General features: G+C 55.7%; 15 protein-coding genes and 1 pseudogene. 8 read left to right on the forward strand and 8 right to left on the reverse strand.

The genetic code is table 11. From position 1 onward, the window contains the following. Both IR141_RS05460 and IR141_RS05465 read right to left on the reverse strand, forming a co-directional pair. A pseudogene (locus tag IR141_RS05460) lies at window positions 1-220 on the reverse strand (IS1595 family transposase); the annotation flags it as partial. A gap of 210 nt (window positions 221-430) precedes the next feature. Beyond that, complete coding sequence (locus IR141_RS05465; protein WP_135034642.1) at window positions 431-1021, reverse strand: nucleoside triphosphate pyrophosphatase; 591 nt, start codon at window positions 1019-1021, stop codon at window positions 431-433. Between the two features lie 51 nt (window positions 1022-1072). Between IR141_RS05465 and IR141_RS05470 the strand changes: the two genes are divergently transcribed. The 4 genes from IR141_RS05470 (at window position 1073) to plsX (ending at window position 3625) form a co-directional block, all read left to right on the forward strand. After that, window positions 1073-1576, forward strand: a complete 504-nt coding sequence (locus tag IR141_RS05470; protein WP_135033320.1) for a DUF177 domain-containing protein — start codon at window positions 1073-1075, stop codon at window positions 1574-1576. Window positions 1577-1612: 36 nt separating this feature from the next. Next, window positions 1613-1789, forward strand: coding sequence for a 50S ribosomal protein L32 (gene rpmF / locus IR141_RS05475; RefSeq protein WP_135034643.1), 177 nt, complete (start codon window positions 1613-1615; stop codon window positions 1787-1789). A gap of 178 nt (window positions 1790-1967) precedes the next feature. Further along, window positions 1968-2495: a phosphoribosyltransferase gene (locus IR141_RS05480; protein ID WP_135034664.1), complete on the forward strand. Its 528-nt coding sequence runs from the start codon at window positions 1968-1970 to the stop codon at window positions 2493-2495. 65 nt (window positions 2496-2560) lie between these two features. Further along, entirely contained in the window at window positions 2561-3625 is a 1065-nt protein-coding gene (plsX, locus tag IR141_RS05485) for a phosphate acyltransferase PlsX (protein WP_135034665.1), read from the forward strand. Between the two features lie 651 nt (window positions 3626-4276). On the opposite strand, the gene IR141_RS05490 is transcribed toward plsX, so the two are convergent. Together IR141_RS05490 and recJ are read right to left on the reverse strand one after the other, a co-directional pair. Then, window positions 4277-4900: a nucleoside triphosphate pyrophosphatase gene (locus IR141_RS05490; RefSeq protein ID WP_135034644.1), complete on the reverse strand. Its 624-nt coding sequence runs from the start codon at window positions 4898-4900 to the stop codon at window positions 4277-4279. 451 nt (window positions 4901-5351) lie between these two features. Beyond that, the gene (gene recJ, locus IR141_RS05495) at window positions 5352-7073 is read right to left on the reverse strand and encodes a single-stranded-DNA-specific exonuclease RecJ (protein ID WP_135034645.1); all 1722 of its coding nucleotides are present in this window, start codon (window positions 7071-7073) and stop codon (window positions 5352-5354) included. Window positions 7074-7382: 309 nt separating this feature from the next. On the opposite strand from recJ, the gene IR141_RS05500 reads away from it, so the two are divergent. The 3 genes from IR141_RS05500 (at window position 7383) to orn (ending at window position 9654) form a co-directional block, all read left to right on the forward strand. Then, the gene (locus tag IR141_RS05500; RefSeq protein ID WP_135034646.1) at window positions 7383-7871 is read left to right on the forward strand and encodes a GAF domain-containing protein; all 489 of its coding nucleotides are present in this window, start codon (window positions 7383-7385) and stop codon (window positions 7869-7871) included. 735 nt (window positions 7872-8606) lie between these two features. After that, window positions 8607-8798 carry a hypothetical protein gene (locus IR141_RS05505; protein ID WP_228068173.1) on the forward strand — a complete coding sequence of 64 codons (192 nt, stop codon included), beginning with the start codon at window positions 8607-8609 and terminating at the stop codon, window positions 8796-8798. A 298-nt stretch (window positions 8799-9096) separates the two neighbouring features. Continuing rightward, a complete protein-coding gene (gene orn, locus IR141_RS05510; protein ID WP_135034647.1) occupies window positions 9097-9654 on the forward strand; it encodes an oligoribonuclease in 558 nt (185 codons plus the stop codon). Between the two features lie 724 nt (window positions 9655-10378). On the opposite strand, the gene IR141_RS05515 is transcribed toward orn, so the two are convergent. Further along, on the reverse strand, window positions 10379-11368 hold the full coding sequence (locus IR141_RS05515; protein WP_135034648.1) for a hypothetical protein: 990 nt from the start codon (window positions 11366-11368) through the stop codon (window positions 10379-10381). Between the two features lie 1448 nt (window positions 11369-12816). On the opposite strand from IR141_RS05515, the gene IR141_RS05520 reads away from it, so the two are divergent. Next, window positions 12817-14064 carry a M23 family metallopeptidase gene (locus IR141_RS05520; protein ID WP_228068174.1) on the forward strand — a complete coding sequence of 416 codons (1248 nt, stop codon included), beginning with the start codon at window positions 12817-12819 and terminating at the stop codon, window positions 14062-14064. A 941-nt stretch (window positions 14065-15005) separates the two neighbouring features. Here the strand turns inward: IR141_RS05520 and IR141_RS05525 are convergent. From IR141_RS05525 to pgi, 3 genes are all read right to left on the reverse strand, one after another. Then, window positions 15006-15686 carry an OmpA family protein gene (locus tag IR141_RS05525; protein ID WP_135034649.1) on the reverse strand — a complete coding sequence of 227 codons (681 nt, stop codon included), beginning with the start codon at window positions 15684-15686 and terminating at the stop codon, window positions 15006-15008. A gap of 194 nt (window positions 15687-15880) precedes the next feature. Beyond that, complete coding sequence (locus IR141_RS05530; RefSeq protein WP_135034650.1) at window positions 15881-16735, reverse strand: YoaK family protein; 855 nt, start codon at window positions 16733-16735, stop codon at window positions 15881-15883. Between the two features lie 128 nt (window positions 16736-16863). Beyond that, a complete protein-coding gene (gene pgi, locus IR141_RS05535) occupies window positions 16864-18495 on the reverse strand; it encodes a glucose-6-phosphate isomerase (protein WP_135034651.1) in 1632 nt (543 codons plus the stop codon). Between the last annotated feature and the right edge of the window lie 322 nt (window positions 18496-18817).

Consider the following 18817-nt stretch of genomic DNA (forward strand, 5'->3'; position numbering starts at 1 on the left):
AATAGCTCTCATCCAATTCTATAGCGCCCTCAAAAACCTGATCTGCTTCCAAAGCCAAATGATGGCTGATAACAAGACGGATTTTACGGTAGAAGAGAATAGCCGTATTGGGCTGAATACCTAAGATATCGGCAGCAGAACGTGCGGTTACTTCCAATACAAAATATTCAAGCAGTTTTCTTTGCAGACTCTTCTTTAACTTACAGTGGGTTATCTTCATTTTGGCAGCCTGTCATGACTGCTAATCTACGTCAGCCCCAAAATATTTCAGACAGCTTAGCGTTAGGGCGAATGCGCTTGGTTTCCGGCGGCGTGCAGGGCGCAGGCGGTTCAGGTTCAGGCCGCCAGCCGTCTTGGTTGCCGCTTGGGCAACCGATAAACCGTTTTCCTTGCGCCGGTATGCAGTAATGCCGCAGGTTTGCGGTGGCCGCTAAACCACTGCCACGCCTTCTGCCGCCAAAAATTCCACCAGCTTGAAAACCGGCAGGCCGATCAGGGCGTTGGGGTCGGTGCTGTCGATCCGCTCCAGCAGCGCCGCGCCCAAACCTTCGCTTTTGGCCGCGCCGGCGCAATAGACGGCATCAGGTTCGTGCTCCAGATAGCGGCGGATTTGTCCGCTGCCCAGTTTGCGCATGGTAACCACGGTTTTATCGACATGGGTGTGCAAGCCGCCTGAAGCAGTGTTGAGCAGACAGAGCGCGCTGTAAAACACGATGCGCTGCCCGCTCGATTGCGCCAGCATCTGTTGTGCGTTTGCAACGCTCATCGGCTTGCTGAGCTGCAGACCGTTGCACCAAGCCACTTGGTCTGCGCCGATAATCAACGCCTGCGGAAATCTGCCGGCCAGCGAGCGGGCTTTGCCGACAGCTAAACGCAGGGCAGTTTGTTCTGCGGTTTCGCCGGGTATCGGCGTTTCATCGAAATCGGGACGGGCCGTCTGAAAAGAAACGCCCAAGCGTTGCAGTTGGGCTTGGCGGAACACCGAACCCGAGCCTAAAACAAGCGGCAGATTTGTATTCATATGTGTAAAAACATTGACGTTAAAGCAATGAAATTATATCATACCCCGTTTATGTCAGACCTTAATTTGATTGACCCTGCCGCTTTCGCCGCCGAAAAGCAGAGCCTTCAAGGCCGGTTTTTACTGAGCCGGTTGGACGAGCGCGTTTGGTCGCACGAATATTTTGCCGACAAGCAGGCCGAGGTGTGGTTTGCCCTCAAAGGCGGGCAAGACCGCTTCGGGCGGTTGTTTCTCGATTTGACCGTAACGGGCAGCGTGCCGCTGGTGTGCCAGCGTTGTATGCAGCCGATGCCGTTTGATTTCAACGAAGCCGGCCGTATCGTGTTATTCGACAGCGAAGCCGGTTTGGACGAAGCCATGCTCTCCGATGAGGATTTGGAGGGCATGGTGGCGGAAGAGACGCTTGATGTGCGCACTTTGGTGGAAGACCAAATCCTGATGGCTCTGCCGTTTTCTCCGCGTCATGAAAACTGCGCCCATGCCGTTGCCGGAGAGGTCAACCGAGACAAACCCAATCCGTTTGCCGTTTTGGCAGGGCTCAAAAGCAGCCGCTGACCCGGCTTTACCGTTTTATATTTTTAGGAGCTTGAAATGGCCGTTCAACAAAACAAAAAATCCCCTTCCCGCCGCGGTATGCACCGCTCGCACGATGCTTTGACCGCGCCCGCCCTGTCGGTTGACGGCGCAACCGGCGAAGTACACCGCCCCCACCATATTTCGCCCAACGGTATGTACCGTGGCCGCAAAGTGGTGAAAGCCAAAGGATAATCCGCTTTGCCCCAATGATGAACGAAAGCCAGAAGATTGCCGTCCAACCGCAATTGCTGGCTTTTTTGCGTTAAACACCGCAGGTTGGGTGCGTCAGTAAAAATCAGGCCGTCTGAAAGCCCGGTTATCTGAAACCTTCACAAAAAAGGTGGCCTGCGGCATTGCCGGTATTGATATGATGAAAAAGAAAGTCTGGTACACCTATGACGATATCCACCGCGTTATCGGGCAGCTTGCAGAAAAAATCAAGGCATCAGGGGTGCGTTACGATGCCATGATTGCCATCGGCGGCGGCGGTTTTATCCCCGCGCGGATTCTGCGCTGCTTTTTAGGCATTCCGATTTACGCCGTAACCACCGCATATTACGACAGTGATAGGCAGGGTCGGGCAACCGAGAGTGTGAAAAAAATCCAATGGCTTGATCCCGTTCCCGAAACCCTGCGCGGAAAAAACGTGTTGGTGGTGGACGAAGTGGACGACAGCCGCGTTACACTCGAATTTTGCCTAAACGAGTTGGAAAAAGAGCCGTTCGGCACGGTGGGCATTGCCGTGTTACATGAAAAAATCAAAGAAAAGCAAGGCAGGCTGCCTGGAAATATGCCTTATTTCAGTGGTTTGACCGTGCCTGATTGGTGGATTAACTATCCGTGGGATGCCGAGGATATCGATGAACACAACCGCCTGGCAGCGCAGGCCGCAGAGTAGGCGGCAGGTTTCGCGGCCGGATATCAGGCCGTCTGAAGCATTGATACAGCATGGAGAAACATATAATGATTACTTTGGCCGTTGATGCCATGGGCGGCGATGCCGGATTGAGCGTTACCGTTCCCGGTGCTGTGGCTTTTTTAAACCGGCAGAGCAACGTCAATCTGATTATGGTTGGAGACGAGGTGCCTTTGAAAGCCGCGCTGGCTGCCGCGCACGCGCCGATGGACCGCATTACCGTGCAACACGCCGCGCAAGTGGTGGAGATGGACGAAGCACCCCAGCTTGCCTTGAAAAACAAAAAAGATTCTTCGATGCGCATCGCCATCAACCAGGTGAAAGAGGGCTTGGCGCAGGCTGCCGTATCGGCGGGCAATACCGGCGCGCTGATGGCAACGGCACGTTTCGTGCTGAAAACCATTCCCGGCATCGAGCGGCCGGCGATTGCCAAATTTCTGCCGTCCTCCAGCGGCCACATGACCCTGATGTTGGATTTGGGGGCGAATGTCGATTGCACCGAGGAGCAATTGATGCAGTTTGCCGTTATCGGCAGCGAGCTTTATCAGGCGCTTTATCCGGCCGGCGGCCGTGCGCGCGTGGGTCTGCTGAATGTGGGCACCGAAGACATCAAAGGCACCGAAACCGTTAAGCGGGCTTTCGAACTGCTCAAAGCGGGCAATCTGAATTTTGTCGGCAACGTTGAGGGTAACGCGGTATTTTCAGGCAAGGTCGATGTGATTGTGGCCGATGGTTTCGTGGGGAATATCGTGCTGAAAACCATAGAGGGCGCAGTGAAATTTATGGGCGGAGCCATCAAGCAGGAATTTCAGGCCAATATGTTTACCAAAGCCGCCGCGTTGGTTTCGATGCCGGCATTGAAAGGCTTTAAAAACAAATTTGATCCCCGCCGCTTCAACGGCGCCATTTTTCTCGGTCTGCGCGGCGTGGTGGTCAAAAGCCACGGCGGCACCGATGCGGCCGGTTTTGCCTTCGCGCTGGAAGAGGCCTACCACGAAGCCCACGCAGACAGCTTAACCAAAATAGAGCAAGGTGTGGCCGCACAACTGGCGGTTATCATGGAGAAAAAGCCGGAAAACGAACAGGCAGCGATGGCGGACAATATCGGTTAGAGCGGTTTGCAGCATCCCGCCGGATAAAAAATCGGGCCGGCGCCATGCCGGCCTGTTTTTTTATCCGGCATCCGGGCGGCATCGGATCAGAGGCCGTCTGAACCTTTTTTAAAGGCCGCGCCGAAATACGCGGCCTGGGGCTTTTGTCAAAATCAAACCATGCTCCCGAAAACCTGAATCCCGTCATTCCTGCTTAGGAGGGGAATTCGGCATGGGAATAATAAATCATTTTATTTCAGTAGCTTATGAAATAAAGGCTGATAACGGCTCAAACATTTCAGACGGCCTTTTTAAGATATTTTTGCAAAAGTCCCGGACGGCTGTTACATCGGGGCAGATGCTTCGGCGGCACTCCGGTCCGATTTAAAATAATCACGGTTTCAGCCCGGCCGGGTTGTTCCATCCTCTGCAGACGGTATCCCGTTTTGTTTTTGCGGATTAACCGTATGGTTCGGCTGCAGAGCGTGCGTGCCGGTTAAAGGCGGTATCTGCGGCGGACAATACCGATGCTGCGAGGGCCGTCTGAATATCTTTTTCAGACGGCCTTCGGCCTTTGCCGAAATACCTTAATCATGAATGATGCCGTTTAAAAGGCCTTTTCACGATGCTTTTTCAGACGGCCGGGTTTATCTGTTTGGCAGATAAACGCGCTCAACCGGCGGATGCCTGCAGGCCGTCTGAAAAGGGCGGGGTGTTCAAACCCAGGCTTTTCAGAAGCGACACGGTTTCAAACACAGGCAGCCCCATCACGCCGGTAAAGCTGCCGCGCAGATTTTCCACAAACACTCCGCCCAGCCCTTGAATGCCGTAGGCGCCGGCCTTGTCCATTGGCTCGCCGCAGGCAATATAGGCAGCAATTTCGGCTTCGCTCAGGGTTTTGAAGGTAACATCGCTCTGCTGCAGCAGGGCATGGGTACTGCTTTGCCAATAAACGCATACGGCAGTCAATACCTGATGGGTGGTGCCGGAAAGCCGGCGCAACATATCGGCGGCATCGGCTATAGATTGCGGTTTGCCGAGAATGCGGTTGTGCAGGGCCACGGTGGTGTCGGCGCTTAACAGTGGGTATTCGGGAGCGAAAGGGCGTTGTGCCTGCCAATGGGCAACGGCAGCGGCGTTTTTTTCAAACGCCATTCGTGCCGTATAAGCGGCGGCGGCTTCGTGCAGATAAGGAGTTTCATCGGTTTCTGCGTGCAGGCGGGCAACGCGGTAGCCGAGGTTTTCGAGAATTTCCCGGCGGCGCGGGCTGCCGGAAGCGAGATAGATGGTGTTCATTTGCTTTACCTTTTACGGCACAGCCCTGCCTTACGGCACAGCCCTGCCGAAACAGTACGGCAGGAAAATAACGGTTGCGCTTTCTTTATAGTAACCCCGCTTATTTCTGCTGCGGCGTTGCTGCGCTTGGTTGGGAAAAGTAGTTTGCAGGCCGCCCAAACGGCGTATGGTTTATGCTGCCCAAGCCTGTGTCGGTGCGGAAATAAGGGGCACGATAAGTCTGAAATGCTTCAGACGGCCTTTATTTGGCTGTGCCTTGTGCCGGAAACAGAAGGGCACGATAAGTAGCGGGCTGCAACCTTCCCAAAACACTTAGGCCGTCTGAAAGGTTTCAATACTGCATTTGCGGCAATGGGTCGGCCAATAAACTTCTTGCGGAGTTGCAAGAGCGTCAGGCCGTTTGCAAACGGATGCGGCATTTGTTTTCAGACGGCCTTTCCATCAAGGCCGGCTAGGCCGCTTCCCAATAATCGATATAAAGCTGCAATTCAGTGTTGTTGCGCCATTCGTTGGCCACGGGGCGGTAAACCGTGCGCACGCGCGCGGGAATCTCTTCGGTGCAACGCCAAAACATGGCTTCAAATTCGCGGCCTTCTTTTTGCAGCCATGCTTTTTTGTGGTTCACGCCCATGGGCTGCTGGCGGACAACGGCAAATTCATCGGTGAAGCTCGGCGGTGCAAACCCCTGCCCCCACACATGGCGGGCGAGGTTTTGCGCCTGCTCGAGGGTGAGCTCGGCGGCGGGCAGGCTGCCGTCTGTGAGGTAGGTTTGCGACAAATCGTCTTCGCAAACCAGCCCGCGCACCACGTTTTCAAAGGCCGTCTGAAAAGCATCGATATCGTGTTCGCGTATGCTCAAACCCGCCGCCATGGCGTGCCCGCCGAACTTTAAAATCAAATCAGGGTGGCGTTTGCTCACCAAATCCAACGCATCGCGCAGGTGCAGGCCGGCAATGGAGCGGCCGGAGCCGCGCACTTCGCCGTTGCCGGCGGGGGCGAACACGATGGCGGGGCGGTAGAAGCGCTCTTTCAGACGGCCGGCAACAATGCCTATAACGCCCTGGTGGAAGTCGCTGCGGTAGGCCACCAGCGTGGTTTGGCCGGGGGGCAGCGCGGCGGGGCAGGCATCGAGCGCGTCTTGCAGCATCGATTGCTCGATTTCGCGCCGCTCGATGTTCAAGCCGTTTAGGCGGGCGGCGAGGGTTTGCGCTTCGGCATCACTCTCGGCCAGCAGGCAGGCGATGCCCACCGACATATCGTCCAACCTGCCGGCGGCATTGATGCGCGGCCCCAGTGCAAAGCCCATATCGAAAGGCTGTGCTTTGCGCCAGTCGCGCCGCGCCACTTCAAACAGGGCGCGGATACCGGGACGCATTTTGCCCGAACGCATACGCTTCAGCCCCTGCGATACGAGAATGCGGTTGTTGTGATCCAGCGGCACCACATCGGCCACCGTGCCCAGCGCCACCAAATCCAACAGTTCGCCCAAATTAGGCTCGGGCAGGCCGTCTGAAACAGAATGGGCGTGTTCAGACGGCTTAAACCAGCCGCGTCGGCGCAATTCGGCGCGCAGAGCCACCAACACATAAAAAATCACGCCCACGCCCGCCAGGCTTTTGCCGGCAAACGTGCAGCCTGCCTGGTTGGGATTGACGATGATGCAGTCGGGTGTGCGCTCGGCGGGCAGGTGGTGGTCGGTGATGACAACATCGATGCCCAATGCCTGCGCGCGCGCCACGCCGGCGAGGCTGGCGATGCCGTTGTCCACCGTTAAGATTAAATCCACATTTCGGGCGGCGGCGGTTTCAGACAGCTCGGGCGTGAGGCCGTAACCGTGTTCGAAACGGTTGGGCACGAGAAAATCCACCGTTGCACCCATTGCGCCCAAACCCTTCATGCCGACCGCGCAGGCAGTGGCGCCATCGGCATCGTAGTCGGCCACAATCAGGATTTTCTCGCGTCGCTGCATCGCATCGGCCAACCGCGCCGCCGCCGCCGTGCAGTTTTTCAGGCTTTGGTAGGGCAGCAGCGCGGCCAGTTTGTCGTCAAGCTCGGCCGGCGAAGCCACATCGCGCGCCGCGCACAGGCGCGCCAGCAAAGGGTCGGTGCCGGCTTCGATCAGGCTTTGGCAGATATTGGGGTTGAACGGGCGGGTTTGGATTTTGGCAGACATGAAACGGGAAAATGCGGGAAAAGCCCGTATTGTATCGTAAAACAAAATAAAAGCGGTACGGCATAGCCCCCGCCTGCATCAGAGCGTACGGGCAGGCTTGCCCTGCCCCGCCCCTGATTATCCGGCTGCCGCTATAGATGCGGGGATATGGGGCAGAGTGTTTCAGACGGCCGGCAGTTTTGAAAAAGGCGGCCGTCTGAAAAAAACAAGATGCGGCAAAGTTTGGCTGTTGATTGCAACCGTAATACTTGACCTGCCGCGCGGCTGTGCAACAATAGCGGCTGTTTTTTGACACAGGCAGCCCGCACCATGCACACCATTCAAACCGGCGGCACCACCAAAGTGGAAATTTATCAGGAAATCCTGCCGCAAATCGAAAGCCTGATTCGGGGCGAACCCGACCTGAGGGCCAATCTCGCCAACATCAGCGCGGTGTTGAAAGCATCGTTCGGCTGGCTGTGGGTGGGCTTTTATCTGGCCGACCACAACCGCCGCGAACTGGTGTTGGGGCCGTTTCAGGGGCCGCCGGCCTGCACGCGCATTGCCTACGGGCGCGGCGTGTGCGGCCGTGTTTGGGAAAAAGGCAGCACTATTGTGGTGGAAGACGTGAACCGTTACCCCGGCCATATCGCCTGCTCGGCACTGTCGCAATCCGAAATCGTTGTGCCCGTGTGGGACAAAACCCGCCGCCTGATGGCCGTGCTCGATGCTGATGCCGAAACCACGGGCTGTTTTAACGGCACCGATGCGCATTATCTGGGCAGGCTGGCCGAAATCGTCATGCGCTACCACGGCTGACGGGCCGCAGTTTCTATAAAAAGTAGATGTACCTTAGCGGGCATAAATATGCCGTCAGGCACACAGGCGCAAGCCCTTAGGGCTGTCTGAAAAAAGTTTTCAGACAGCCTGATAGCATAAACAACTATTGTTTTTTTTATCCGAGCCGCCAGTTTCTTCAAACACTCCGCAAAGAGGTTCTACTTGGTTTTTTAAAATCTGCTCATCATATTATTATGCTTTCGCTATATGCGCGTTTAACCCAACCATGCCTATCTAACTTCATCATGGACCTTTGTTCCGCTTTTCGTTTGTATTTTCTCGCCTTTTACACTTCTGCTGTTGTTCCTGTGTCGGGGCGGGCTGCCGGCTGTTATCGGGCGGAGGCAGTCCACAGCCAAAGCATAGGCTTTGGGCGCGAGGTTCTCAGTCGGAGCAGCACCAACCACAGTGACATCGGTACCCACAACATTTCCATCGGTAAAGGCCAAACAGGCGGATAGGCCTGATCTGTCTATACCGCCATACGCACCGAAACCGCGGAAGTCAACTCAGGCCGTTTGAACAGCCGCTTCGACCCGGAGCGGGCGCGGTGAGAGTTGGATGTGCAGCGGGTAACGCAGCAGTTCGGACAAAACATCGCCTATCTACAGGGTCAATCAACAGGTCAATTAGCTAAGCGCAAAAAAGCAGCTAGAAAATCAGCGGAGTCGACTATAACGATAAAGTACAGAAGCTGTAATGTAATACCTGAATGTGGGCATCAGCAGCATAGCCAGCGCATTGGCCGCCCCGGCTAACAGCGGTTTGAGCATTGCTGCAGCCGCACTTAACCCTATCGGTGCTTATGCTATAGGACAATACTTCAAAGACTTGGTACAGGAAAACCTGCTCAGCGGCAAAACCCCGACCGCCAAACTGACTGCCAAGAAACCGCCTGGATTCTGACACACGGCATTTTGGTCGCTGCCACTGTAAAAGCAGCAGATGCTTCAGGTGCGGCCGTTGCAACGGGCGGAGCGGAGACAGCGATCCGTATCTGTCGGAACGGCTGTACGGCACTTGCAATGTGGAGAAACTGAGTGCGGAGCAGAAAACCGTTTTAGATATTATTGCGCAACTGGTAGGTGCGGGCGCGGGAATGACCGCAGGGTAGCGGCCGTCTGAAAAACCGTTCAGACGGGCTTGCCGTAAAATTCTTGTATAATCATGTTTCGACAAAAACAGTAAACAGGCCGTCTGAAAAATGACTCAAAACGCAAATAATCTCTGTTGGCTTGATATGGAAATGACCGGGCTTAATCCCGATGCCGACCGCATCATCGAAGTGGCGATGATTATTACCGATCAAGATTTAAACGTGCTGGCGCAGTCGGAAGTGTATGCCGTGCACCAAAGCGATGAGCTGCTGGACAATATGGACGCATGGAACACCGCCACCCACGCGCGAACCGGCCTCACGCAGCGCGTGCGCGAATCGCGCTTGGGCGAAGCCGAGGTGGAGCAGCGGCTGTTGGATTTTATGAGCCGGTGGGTTCCTGAAAAAGCCACGCCGATGTGCGGCAACACCATTCATCAAGACCGCCGTTTTATGGTGCGCTATATGCCGCGCCTGGAAGCGTATTTCCATTACCGCAATCTCGATGTGTCCACCCTGAAAGAGCTCGCCCGCCGCTGGCATCCGGCCGTGTATAAAGGCGTGGTGAAAAAAGGCTCGCATCAGGCTTTGGACGATATTCTCGAAAGCATCGAAGAGATGCGCTATTACCGCGATAATTTTCTCAAACTGCCTGAGTCCGTCTGAAAAAGGTTGCGGCAAAATACGCCGGCCCGGGGCGTTTCCAAAATCAGGCATCATCAGCAGAGCGCAGAGCATCTCAAAAAAATGGGTTGCCGTTATCTTCGCGAAGGCAGAAATAACAAGGCATAGACTGTTGTAGAAAATCATACTTTTCGTGTTTGCCTGAAGCTTGTTTTGAGATTTTGGCGGGTGCCGAGAATGCCGCAGGGCAGGGCAAAACCGCGCCGTTGGTGAAAATAAAAACACTCAAAAACCACAAAATCATTATTTTGGCAAAACACAAGCCAACCCGCATAAAAGGCAGGCAACCCGGCCTTTTCAAGCCTCGCCCGCAGTGTGCGGCACACAACGGGGCAGGGTGAAGTGCCCGGCAATGCAGCATGGGTGGAACACGTTTCAACAGGGTTGTAAAACCTTGCTTTCGGGGCAAGGTTGGGTGCGGTATGGTTTTTTGCTGTTTTACAATATTTTCAGACGGCCTGATGCTTTTGCCAAAGATCAAAAACACTGCAAGAAGTCGGCCGCCGTTCCCGCAAAGACGGGGTGCGGGAGTTTGTTATCCAATTATTTGTTTAATCCATACTTGAATATTTCAACCCAAGTTCCCGCCTGCGCCGGAATAACGGTATTTAAGCTTTTTAGACGGCATTTCATTTAAGATATTTTTGCAAAGACCTCGGTCAAAGCGGGTTTTGCCGGAACCCCGGTTACACAAGCCTTGTTTTTGCTAGCCGCCTAAATTTCCTGCAAAGGTTTTCTTTTTCTTCCAAAACGCCCGCGCTGCTTTGGGGTTGAGCGTGAGGCTGCCGCCCTGAGGGCCGTCTGTGGCGATGGTGAGGCTGTTCAGACGGCCTTGCTGCAAAGCCTGCCACAATGGGGCAAACCAGCGTTGTTCCCAGCTTTCCAAAATCTCTTTATATGCCCACGCATCATCGGTATGCCGGGTAACGGCCAGGTCGTCTAAAAACAGCAGGCCGTCTGAAACGGGGCGGTTGTGCCTGCGCGTTGTTTCCATCCAGGCATCGAAATCATCAGGCGCACCGGTGCGGCTGCCCGGGTAAAACTGCGCCCACGGGCTGCTGCTGCCCAACAAAGGATTGCCGGCGCGGCTGCCCGCTATATCGCGCCACAGCCACACGCCGTTGACGGTAGGAACCCGTGCGGCGGCGCGCTTTGCATTGAGCGGGTGGGCGTGCAGCCACATTTGGATTTCGGTTTGCTTTTGCAGCCACACGCGGCTGCCGGTACCTTCGGCGCGGACAGAGTCATCGATTCTGCCGAGCACGTCTAAAACCGGTGCCGCCTGCCAGTCGGGCTGCGCGGGCAGGGCAACCAGCCACAGGTCGGGGCGTAGTGGGTGGAAGTGCCAGCCGTCGGTTTGCAAAAAACGGCTCAGGCCGAGGCAGAACGTTTCGGCTTCGTGTGCCTGAATTTGAATATCGCCGCCGCCGAGCATATCCATATGGTGCATTCCCATCTGCTGCCAAACCGGGCTGGCAAACACCGCCGCCTGCTCCGGGCCGATACCCAAAGCCGGTTTGGCACGCTCCAGAAGGCTGCCGTGCCATAAAAAACGGCCGTAAAATTCAGACGGCCGCGCGGGTGTTGCGGTATAGGAACCGAAACGCATCATTTTATTGAGCGAGGGCAAAACGGTTGCCGGCTGGGCGGCATCAGTGTTGCGGTTCAGGGCGGGGAGGGCTAAAGTAAGATGCATGGGGGAATTCATGTGCAGATAAAAGCTATGTATATTTTACGCTATTGTGCGGATTTTTCACGCAGCGAAACTTCGCCTTTAAAGCAGGGGGAGTGGTTTTGTGATACACTTCAAATGAGAAATCAAAAGATATAATTTTTGTGAAAATCAATGCAGTAGCAGAATCATGGCGGGAAATCCCGCCCGGCAATCAAGATAAGAGGCCTGGTATGACAAAGCCCTTGAGTATGTTTTTAAAGTCCTTGGCAGAAAGCAATGAGGCCGAGGCGGTATCCGATGCGCCTGTTTCGCGTCCGGCGAAACCCGAGCCTGTCCGGCATACCGATGCCGAAGCGGAGCGCAAGGTTGCGCCTGTAGAAAGCGCTGCCGCATTCGAACCCGTGCGGCCCGCGCGTGAAAAAACGGCGGCCCTTCCTTTTGAGGAAATGCCCGATTTGGTCAGCCCGGTGGTCGAGCCCGCGTTGTTGGCTGCCGAGCCGATGATGACCACACCGTTTGCGATGAAATCAGTGCCGGTGGAGCCTGTATTGGTGAAGCGCGGGGCGGTTGGTTATCAAGAAAAAGAAACGGCTAAAGAGCCTGCTGTTGGCGCGGCAGCAGAAAAAAATGCAGCGGCAGTTGCGGTTAAGGAAACCGTTGCGGCGCAATCCAAGATTCAGCCCCAAGCTATTGCGGCTGCTGTTTCCGCAAAAAAAATGGTGGCAACGGCAAAAATCACCATAAACCAACCGTTGTCGGGCTTGTATGCTCCCGCCCTCAATGTGAAGCCTTCGCTGTTTATCGAACAGAAACCGCAGATTGCGTCTGAAACCGTTGCGGCTGCAGCCATTGAAAATGCAGCGGAGCCAACCGTTCAGACGGCCTTTGAAACAACAGATGCGGCCAAAGCCGCTGCAGGTGCAGTTGTTACAGAAACCAATGTGCCGGTTGTTGAAACCGTTGCGGCAGAAGCGGCGCAGGCCGTTATTGCAGAAGTTGGAGGGCAACCCGCAATTGCCGCATTGGAGACAACAGAATCTGAAACCGTTGCGGCTGAAACGGAGCAAGCCGCCACTGTCGTGGAAGCTCGAAAAGCGGAAGCGGCGTTGATGGCGGGTGAAGCGGAGGAAATACCTGCTACTGCGATAAGCGTTGCCGAATCCGAAACCACCCTTTCCGTTTCGGAGCGCGCGGCAGAAAAATTGGCTGCTGCCGCTGCGGTTTACGCAGGGCAGAAAGCAGCAGCTTCGCGCAGCAAGATTGCTTTGCCGAAACTGCCAAAAATCACCGCGCCCAAAATCCGCATGCCGAAAGTATCGGTGCCGAAAACCACCCAATCAAGGGCGGCGTTCAAAACCGCAGTCAAACCCATCCGTTTGGCATTGTTGTCGATTTCAAGCGTGCCTGCCGTGGCCGCGGTGGGGCGTTTTTGGCAAAATAAACCTGTGCGCTGGTCGATTTTGGGGCTGATGCTGCCGGTTTCCGGCATGGTGGCGGCTTATGCTGTTAATGATCCGAAGCCCCGGCCCGAGCTTTACCGCGCCGAGCGCGTGATGGAAGAGCTGCCGCCGGTTTATGTGGAAAGCGGTACGTTCCAGGGCAGCTATTGGGCACAGGAAGCGGTGGAACCGGGCGATTCGCTCACCGATGTGTTGCAGCGCATGGGGGTGTCGGACGAAGAAATCCGCGAAGTGCTGGCGCGCAATTCGATTGACCGCAGCATGATCCAACTGCGCGCCGGGCAGTCGGTCAATGTGCGTTTCGATGCATCGGGCAACATCACCGATGTGCAGTTTTTCAACGACGACGACAACGGCTTCCGCGATTTGGTGGCCTTGGAAAAAGTAAACGGCAAGTGGCGCACTTCCACTTCTGCCGTTGAGATGGAAACCATGCCCACGCTGCGTGCGGTGCAGGTGCGCACTTCGGCGCGCGGCGCATTGGCGCAGGCCGGCGTGCCGGTGGAAGTGCGCGAATCGCTCAATGAGATTTTTCACGATATGGTGAATGTGGATGAGCTCACCAACGGCGATTCTATCCGCCTGCTGTATAACAGTATGTATTTCCGGGGTCAGGAAATGGCCACCGGCGATATTTTGGCGGCAGAGGTGGTGAAAAAAGGCAAAACCTACCAAGCCTATTATTACAGCCAGGGCAAGGGCGATGAAGAAAGCGGCAGCTATTACGACCAAAACGGCAAATCGCTGCGCCTGCATGAAGGCTTCAACGTGAAGCCGGTAGATTATGTGCGCATTTCTTCCCCCTACGGTGTGCGGCTGCACCCTGTTTTACGCACGGTGAAAATGCACACGGGCATCGATTATGCTGCCGCCACCGGTACACCCATCCGTGCCACGGCCGATGGCGAGCTGACCTTCAAAGGCTGGCAGGGCGGCTACGGCAACACCGTGATTTTGCAGCACAGCAACGGCATCGAAACCCTCTATGCCCACATGAGCGCGTTTTCGGCAGCACGCGGGCGGGTTAAGGCAGGCGAAGTTATCGGCTATGTGGGCAGCACAGGCCGCTCGACCGGTCCCCACCTGCATTATGAAGTACGCAAAAACGGCCAGCATATGAACCCCACAGCCATTGCATTGCCGACACCGAAACTCACCCCCGCCAATATGGCCGAGTTCCGCAAACAGCAGCAGGCACACACGGCCACTATGGCAGCGGTGCGCAATCTGCCAGTAACGGTAACACAGTTGGATTAGGCGCTGCTTGGGAGAAGCACCCACTAGGGTTGGGTTGCCAAGCGTATCTTGCGCAGAACGCCATACCGTGCTGTTCGTGAGGGGTGCCGGAAAACAGATTAAGGCCGAGACCTTTGCAAAATTCATTCAGGCCGTCTGAAAAGTGTTTTCAGACGGCTTTGTGTTTTTTTATGCCTCTGTGCATTGCCCCTTACTGCGCGGAGACGGCGGTATCGTTTTATTTTCTTGCCTTTGCCTTAAAAGCCATGCCGTGCAGCGGGTGCGGGTGTCGAACCTGTTTTCCAAGATGGGCAGCCGTTAAAAGAGGGATAATGTATTGGGTTTGAAAGGCCGTCTGAAAATATTTTCAGACGGCCTAGAATGATTCAGACGGCCTGAAATGTTGGGAAAGGCCGGGCTGTTTACAATTTTTATACCATACTGCTTGATTTGTGTCGGACATATCGGTTTTGTGATTTTGGGGTATGCTTAAACGCTATACGGTTTTCCCTTGTTTTTGCGCGTTCTAGACGGTTATTGCAAACCCACTTTATTTATTTTCGTTGCGGTGTTGCCGTGCTTAGTGCAAAGGAACGGTTCTGCCGCCCAAGCGGCAACAGGGTCGGTCTGTATGATGGTTATGCTGCGGCCGGCTGTTTTATGCCGAAAATAAAAGATGTCCACGATAGTGCAATCGCTTCCTGCCGAAAGTTAAAAAGAGTGCACCGTTTGGGGAGCGGGCATAGAATGCCGTTGCCGCCGTTATTGCGGCTGATGCGGGCAGGTGTTGGAGCCAATGCGCTGCTGAATATTGCCGGTTGCGGTTAAAAAAACAGGCTGTTTGAATCCAAACATAAGGCCGTCTGGAGTTTCAGACGGCCTTGTGTTTCAAACGGCCTGATATATTGCACCCCATGAAAAGGGGGTGCATTTTTACATGCTTGTGTATATCTGACCGATGTTTACTGTTGTTGTTGCGCGGCACGCACGGCGTTTTGGTCGGGGTTGATCAGGATTTCTACACGGCGGTTTTTGGCGCGGCCTTCGGCGGCGGCGTTAGACGCAACCGGCTGGCGCGAGCCGTAACCGATGGTGCTCAGGCGCGAAGCGGCTACGCCGCGCTGGTTCAGATAGGCAGCCACGGCTTGAGCGCGGCGTTTGGAGAGCGGTTCGTTGATGGCATCGGAGCCGGTGGTGTCGGTGTGGCCGGCCACGGTTAAGGTGGTGTCGGGATATTGCACCAGGGTTTCGGCCGCTTTGTTCAGCGCATCCATCGCATTGCCGCTCAGGGAGGCGCTGTTGGTGGCAAATGTTACGCTCTCGGGCATGACCAGTTTGATTTGGTTGCCTTGACGCTCCACTTCCACATTGGTGTTTGCCAGGCTCTCGCGCAGTTTTTTCTCTTGATAATCCATGTAGCCGCCGATGCCTGCACCGACTGCGCCGCAGGCCAGCGCAGAGTTGCGCGCGCCTTTGCCGCCGTGGGTCAGTGCGCCTACGATACCGCAGGCGGCTGCGCCGCCCAAGCCGTATATGGCGGTTTTGCTGGTTTTTTGCTGGCCGGTAACGGGGTCGGTTACGCAGCCTGCCAACATCATGGCCGAAGCGGCGGCCAATACGGTTAAGGATTTCAATGTTTTCATGGGTTTCCTTTCAAAATCATTCGATATGCGGCAAACCGGAGCGGGGTTTGCCATCGCGCAAACTATATAAGACATCGGCGCGGCACAACAGTTTGCTTAACTTGATATTACATTGCAGCAGCGGTTTGTTGCTTTTTGCGCGCCGCGAAGGCCGTCTGAATGCCCGAAGCGTATCTTTTACAACACAGTATCACTTATCTGCCGCGCCGGTGTTGCTGCAAACGGCGCACCAGCATCAGTTTGAGCCGCAGTTTTACATCGTAGCCTATCGAGCCGAACCCCAGCACAAACAATACTGCCGACACCGGCAGGGCGAAATAGTGGCCGACACTGTGATAACCCCATGCGCCGATCAGCCCGCCGGCCAAAAAGGCGGCCAGCAGCCCGGCCAGCAGTTTGGCTTTGGGTTTGTTGGTGTGGATATGCGGCAGTTTGGGGTTGTTGCTGCGGTTGTAATACAGCATTTTGGAAATTTCTATGCCCAAATCGGTTGCTGTGCCCGTCATGTGGGTTGAGCGGATGGAGCCGCCCGACAACACCGTTATCACGGTATTGTGCATACCCATGATAAAACACAGCAGCAGCATGGCGGCAACGGGCAGGCTGCCGCTGTGCCAGTCGGCCACAATGGCGCCCACGGCGCCGAACAACAGCAGATACACCGCTTCCAGCCACATCGAAAAGCCGAAGCCGCCGCGGAAACGCTGCCGCTTCGCCCACAGAATCACCCAGCTCGAATGCGCCGCCCCGCTAATAAAAAACACCATGCCGGCAAGGGCGGTGAGTGCCAAACGCCATTCGCCCAAATACGCCATGTCGGCTGCGTGGGACATTTCGCCGGTAACGTGCGAGGTGTAGCGTGCTACCGCAAAAAAGCCGCCTGCATTGATTGCGCCGGCCAGCAGTGCCATCAGATAGCCCAGCAGGCGGAAACGTGCATCGCTGATATTGTGTTCGTGCAGATAAGGTTTGTCGGCCTGCCAAAACGGCGGCGTGTGTTTGCGGCTGCGGCGCGGATAAGGTGAGGGGCGGGGGTGTCGGCTTTCCATGTTGATGCGGTATGCGGGCGGAGAGGGTATTGTACAAGGCCGTCTGAAAAATAAATGTTTTCAGACGGCCCAAGCATATTGTATTGCATAACGGTTGCTGAAAAACTTCAGTCTGCCGGAAAAGCAGCTTAAGGGTTGCAGCGGCGGTAAAACGCAATCAGCCCGTTGGTGGAGGAATCGTGGTGCAGCTCTTGCGCCAAGGCAAGCTCGGGCTCGATGTTTTTCGCCAGCGCCTTGCCGTATTCCACGCCCCATTGGTCGAATGAGTTGATGCCCCACACCACGCCTTGGGTAAAGATTTTGTGTTCATACATCGCAATCAGCATACCGAGGCGGAAGGGGTCGAGCGTTTCAAGCAGAATGCTGTTGCTGGGGCGGTTGCCGGGAAATTCTTTGTGTGCCGCCAGGCTGCTGCGCTCGGGTTCGGGCAGGTGGAGCAGTTCGGCAAGGGCTTCGTGTTGCGTTTTGCCGCGCATCAGGGCTTCGGTTTGGGCGAAGGCATTGGCAACGGTGAAACGGTGCTGGCGGCCGATTTTGTAGGGGGTGCGCATCGGCACGATGAAATCGGCGGGAACCAGCCGTGTGCCCTGGTGCAGCAATTGGAAGAAAGCGTGTTGGCAGTTTACGCCTTCTTCGCCGAACACGATGCCGCCGGTGTGATGTTCCACTTTGCCGCCGTGCAGGGTGCGGTGTTTGCCGTTGCTTTCCATATCGAGTTGCTGCAGATAGCCGGGCAGGCGGCGCAGGTTGTGGCTGTAGGGAACAACGGCCTGGCCGTGCGCGCCGCAGAAATTGCTGTACCAAATGCCGATTAAGGCCAGCAGGGCGGGAATATTGTGCCGCAGCGGCGTGTGGAAGAAATGCTCGTCCATGGCGTGTGCGCCGCTGAGAAATTTGCGGAAGTGGGTGCCGCCCACGGCCACCATCACGGGCAGGCCGATGGCCGACCACACAGAATAGCGGCCGCCTACCCAGTCAAACATGGCAAACACGTTGTCGGGCGGAATACCGAAGTTGTGCGCGGCTTCCACATTGCTGGAAATGGCGGCAAAGTGTCGGGCGATGTCGGCTTCGCGCAGGCCGCCATCGCGGAACCATGCGCGGGCGGCATGGGCATTGAGCAGGGTTTCGGGGGTGCCGAACGATTTGCTGGCCAAGCAGAAAACAGTGGTTTCGGCATGGAGCGGGGCAAGTATTTGAGCGATGTTGGCATCATCGGAGTTGGATACAAAATGCACGTGCACGTTTTTGTGAAAAGGCTGCAAAGCCTGCACAGCCAGTTGCGGGCCCAAATCGGAGCCGCCGATGCCGATGTGTACAAAATCGGTGATGCGCTTGCCGGTGGCGCCGGTGTGCACGCCGTTAATCAGGCTTTCGGCAAAGGCCAGCGCGCGGTCGAGCTCGCGGTGTATGGCGGGGATGACGTTTTCGCCGTCCACCAACACGGGGTCGGCATCGGCAGGCAGCCGCAGGGCGGTGTGCAGCACGGCGCGTTTTTCGCTGATGTTGATTTTGCCGCCGTGGCGCATGGCTTCGGCCTGCTGCGGCAGGCCGGCGGTTTCGGCCAGTTTGCAGAGCAGGTTCAGGGTTTCTTCGCTGATGCGGTTTTTGCTGTAGTCAAACAGCAGTCCGTGCAGGGTTTCGTGCATGGAGTCGAAACGTTGCGGGTCGGCAGCAAACAGGTCGCGCATATGGGTGCCGGCCATGTCGGCGCAGTGTGCCTGCAGATTTTGCCAGGCGGCAGACTGGGTGATGTTCATTGTTGTTCCTTTGCGGCTGGACTTTGCTGCCCGGACAGGCCGTCTGAAAGCGGGCTTGTAAAAAATACAGTATAGCGGAGAGTCTGTTTTCAAAACAAGGGATTAAATTTGGCAAAGTGTGGGAGTTCAAACATTGCAGGCAGCGGGCGGCCGTCTGAAAGTTTCCAGACGCTGCGCGCGTTGCCGAGGGGCGGCAATGGGCCTGCATCGGAAAGTGCATCGCCCGGTTAAATAAATTTAACACCAACAACCTGTTGTTGCTGAAAACGGTTGCAGTTGTGCGGAAAAATGAAAAGATAGATTGATTTTGCTCAATTTTGTG

The sequence above is a fragment of the Neisseria sp. 19428wB4_WF04 genome (genome assembly GCF_015235335.1).
GTDB classification, from domain to species: Bacteria; Pseudomonadota; Gammaproteobacteria; order Burkholderiales; family Neisseriaceae; genus Neisseria; species Neisseria musculi.

Excerpts from the sequence above, each read along its gene's own strand:
- IR141_RS05465 (WP_135034642.1), bottom strand. The coding sequence starts at position 1,021 with ATGAATACAAATCTGCCGCTTGTTTTAGGCTCGGGTTCGGTGTTCCGC.
- IR141_RS05470 (WP_135033320.1), top strand. The coding sequence starts at position 1,073 with ATGTCAGACCTTAATTTGATTGACCCTGCCGCTTTCGCCGCCGAAAAG.
- rpmF (WP_135034643.1), top strand. The coding sequence starts at position 1,613 with ATGGCCGTTCAACAAAACAAAAAATCCCCTTCCCGCCGCGGTATGCAC.
- IR141_RS05480 (WP_135034664.1), top strand. The coding sequence starts at position 1,968 with ATGAAAAAGAAAGTCTGGTACACCTATGACGATATCCACCGCGTTATC.
- plsX (WP_135034665.1), top strand. The coding sequence starts at position 2,561 with ATGATTACTTTGGCCGTTGATGCCATGGGCGGCGATGCCGGATTGAGC.
- IR141_RS05490 (WP_135034644.1), bottom strand. The coding sequence starts at position 4,900 with ATGAACACCATCTATCTCGCTTCCGGCAGCCCGCGCCGCCGGGAAATT.
- recJ (WP_135034645.1), bottom strand. The coding sequence starts at position 7,073 with ATGTCTGCCAAAATCCAAACCCGCCCGTTCAACCCCAATATCTGCCAA.
- IR141_RS05500 (WP_135034646.1), top strand. The coding sequence starts at position 7,383 with ATGCACACCATTCAAACCGGCGGCACCACCAAAGTGGAAATTTATCAG.
- orn (WP_135034647.1), top strand. The coding sequence starts at position 9,097 with ATGACTCAAAACGCAAATAATCTCTGTTGGCTTGATATGGAAATGACC.
- IR141_RS05515 (WP_135034648.1), bottom strand. The coding sequence starts at position 11,368 with ATGCATCTTACTTTAGCCCTCCCCGCCCTGAACCGCAACACTGATGCC.
- IR141_RS05520 (WP_228068174.1), top strand. The coding sequence starts at position 12,817 with ATGCTGCCGGTTTCCGGCATGGTGGCGGCTTATGCTGTTAATGATCCG.
- IR141_RS05525 (WP_135034649.1), bottom strand. The coding sequence starts at position 15,686 with ATGAAAACATTGAAATCCTTAACCGTATTGGCCGCCGCTTCGGCCATG.
- IR141_RS05530 (WP_135034650.1), bottom strand. The coding sequence starts at position 16,735 with ATGGAAAGCCGACACCCCCGCCCCTCACCTTATCCGCGCCGCAGCCGC.
- pgi (WP_135034651.1), bottom strand. The coding sequence starts at position 18,495 with ATGAACATCACCCAGTCTGCCGCCTGGCAAAATCTGCAGGCACACTGC.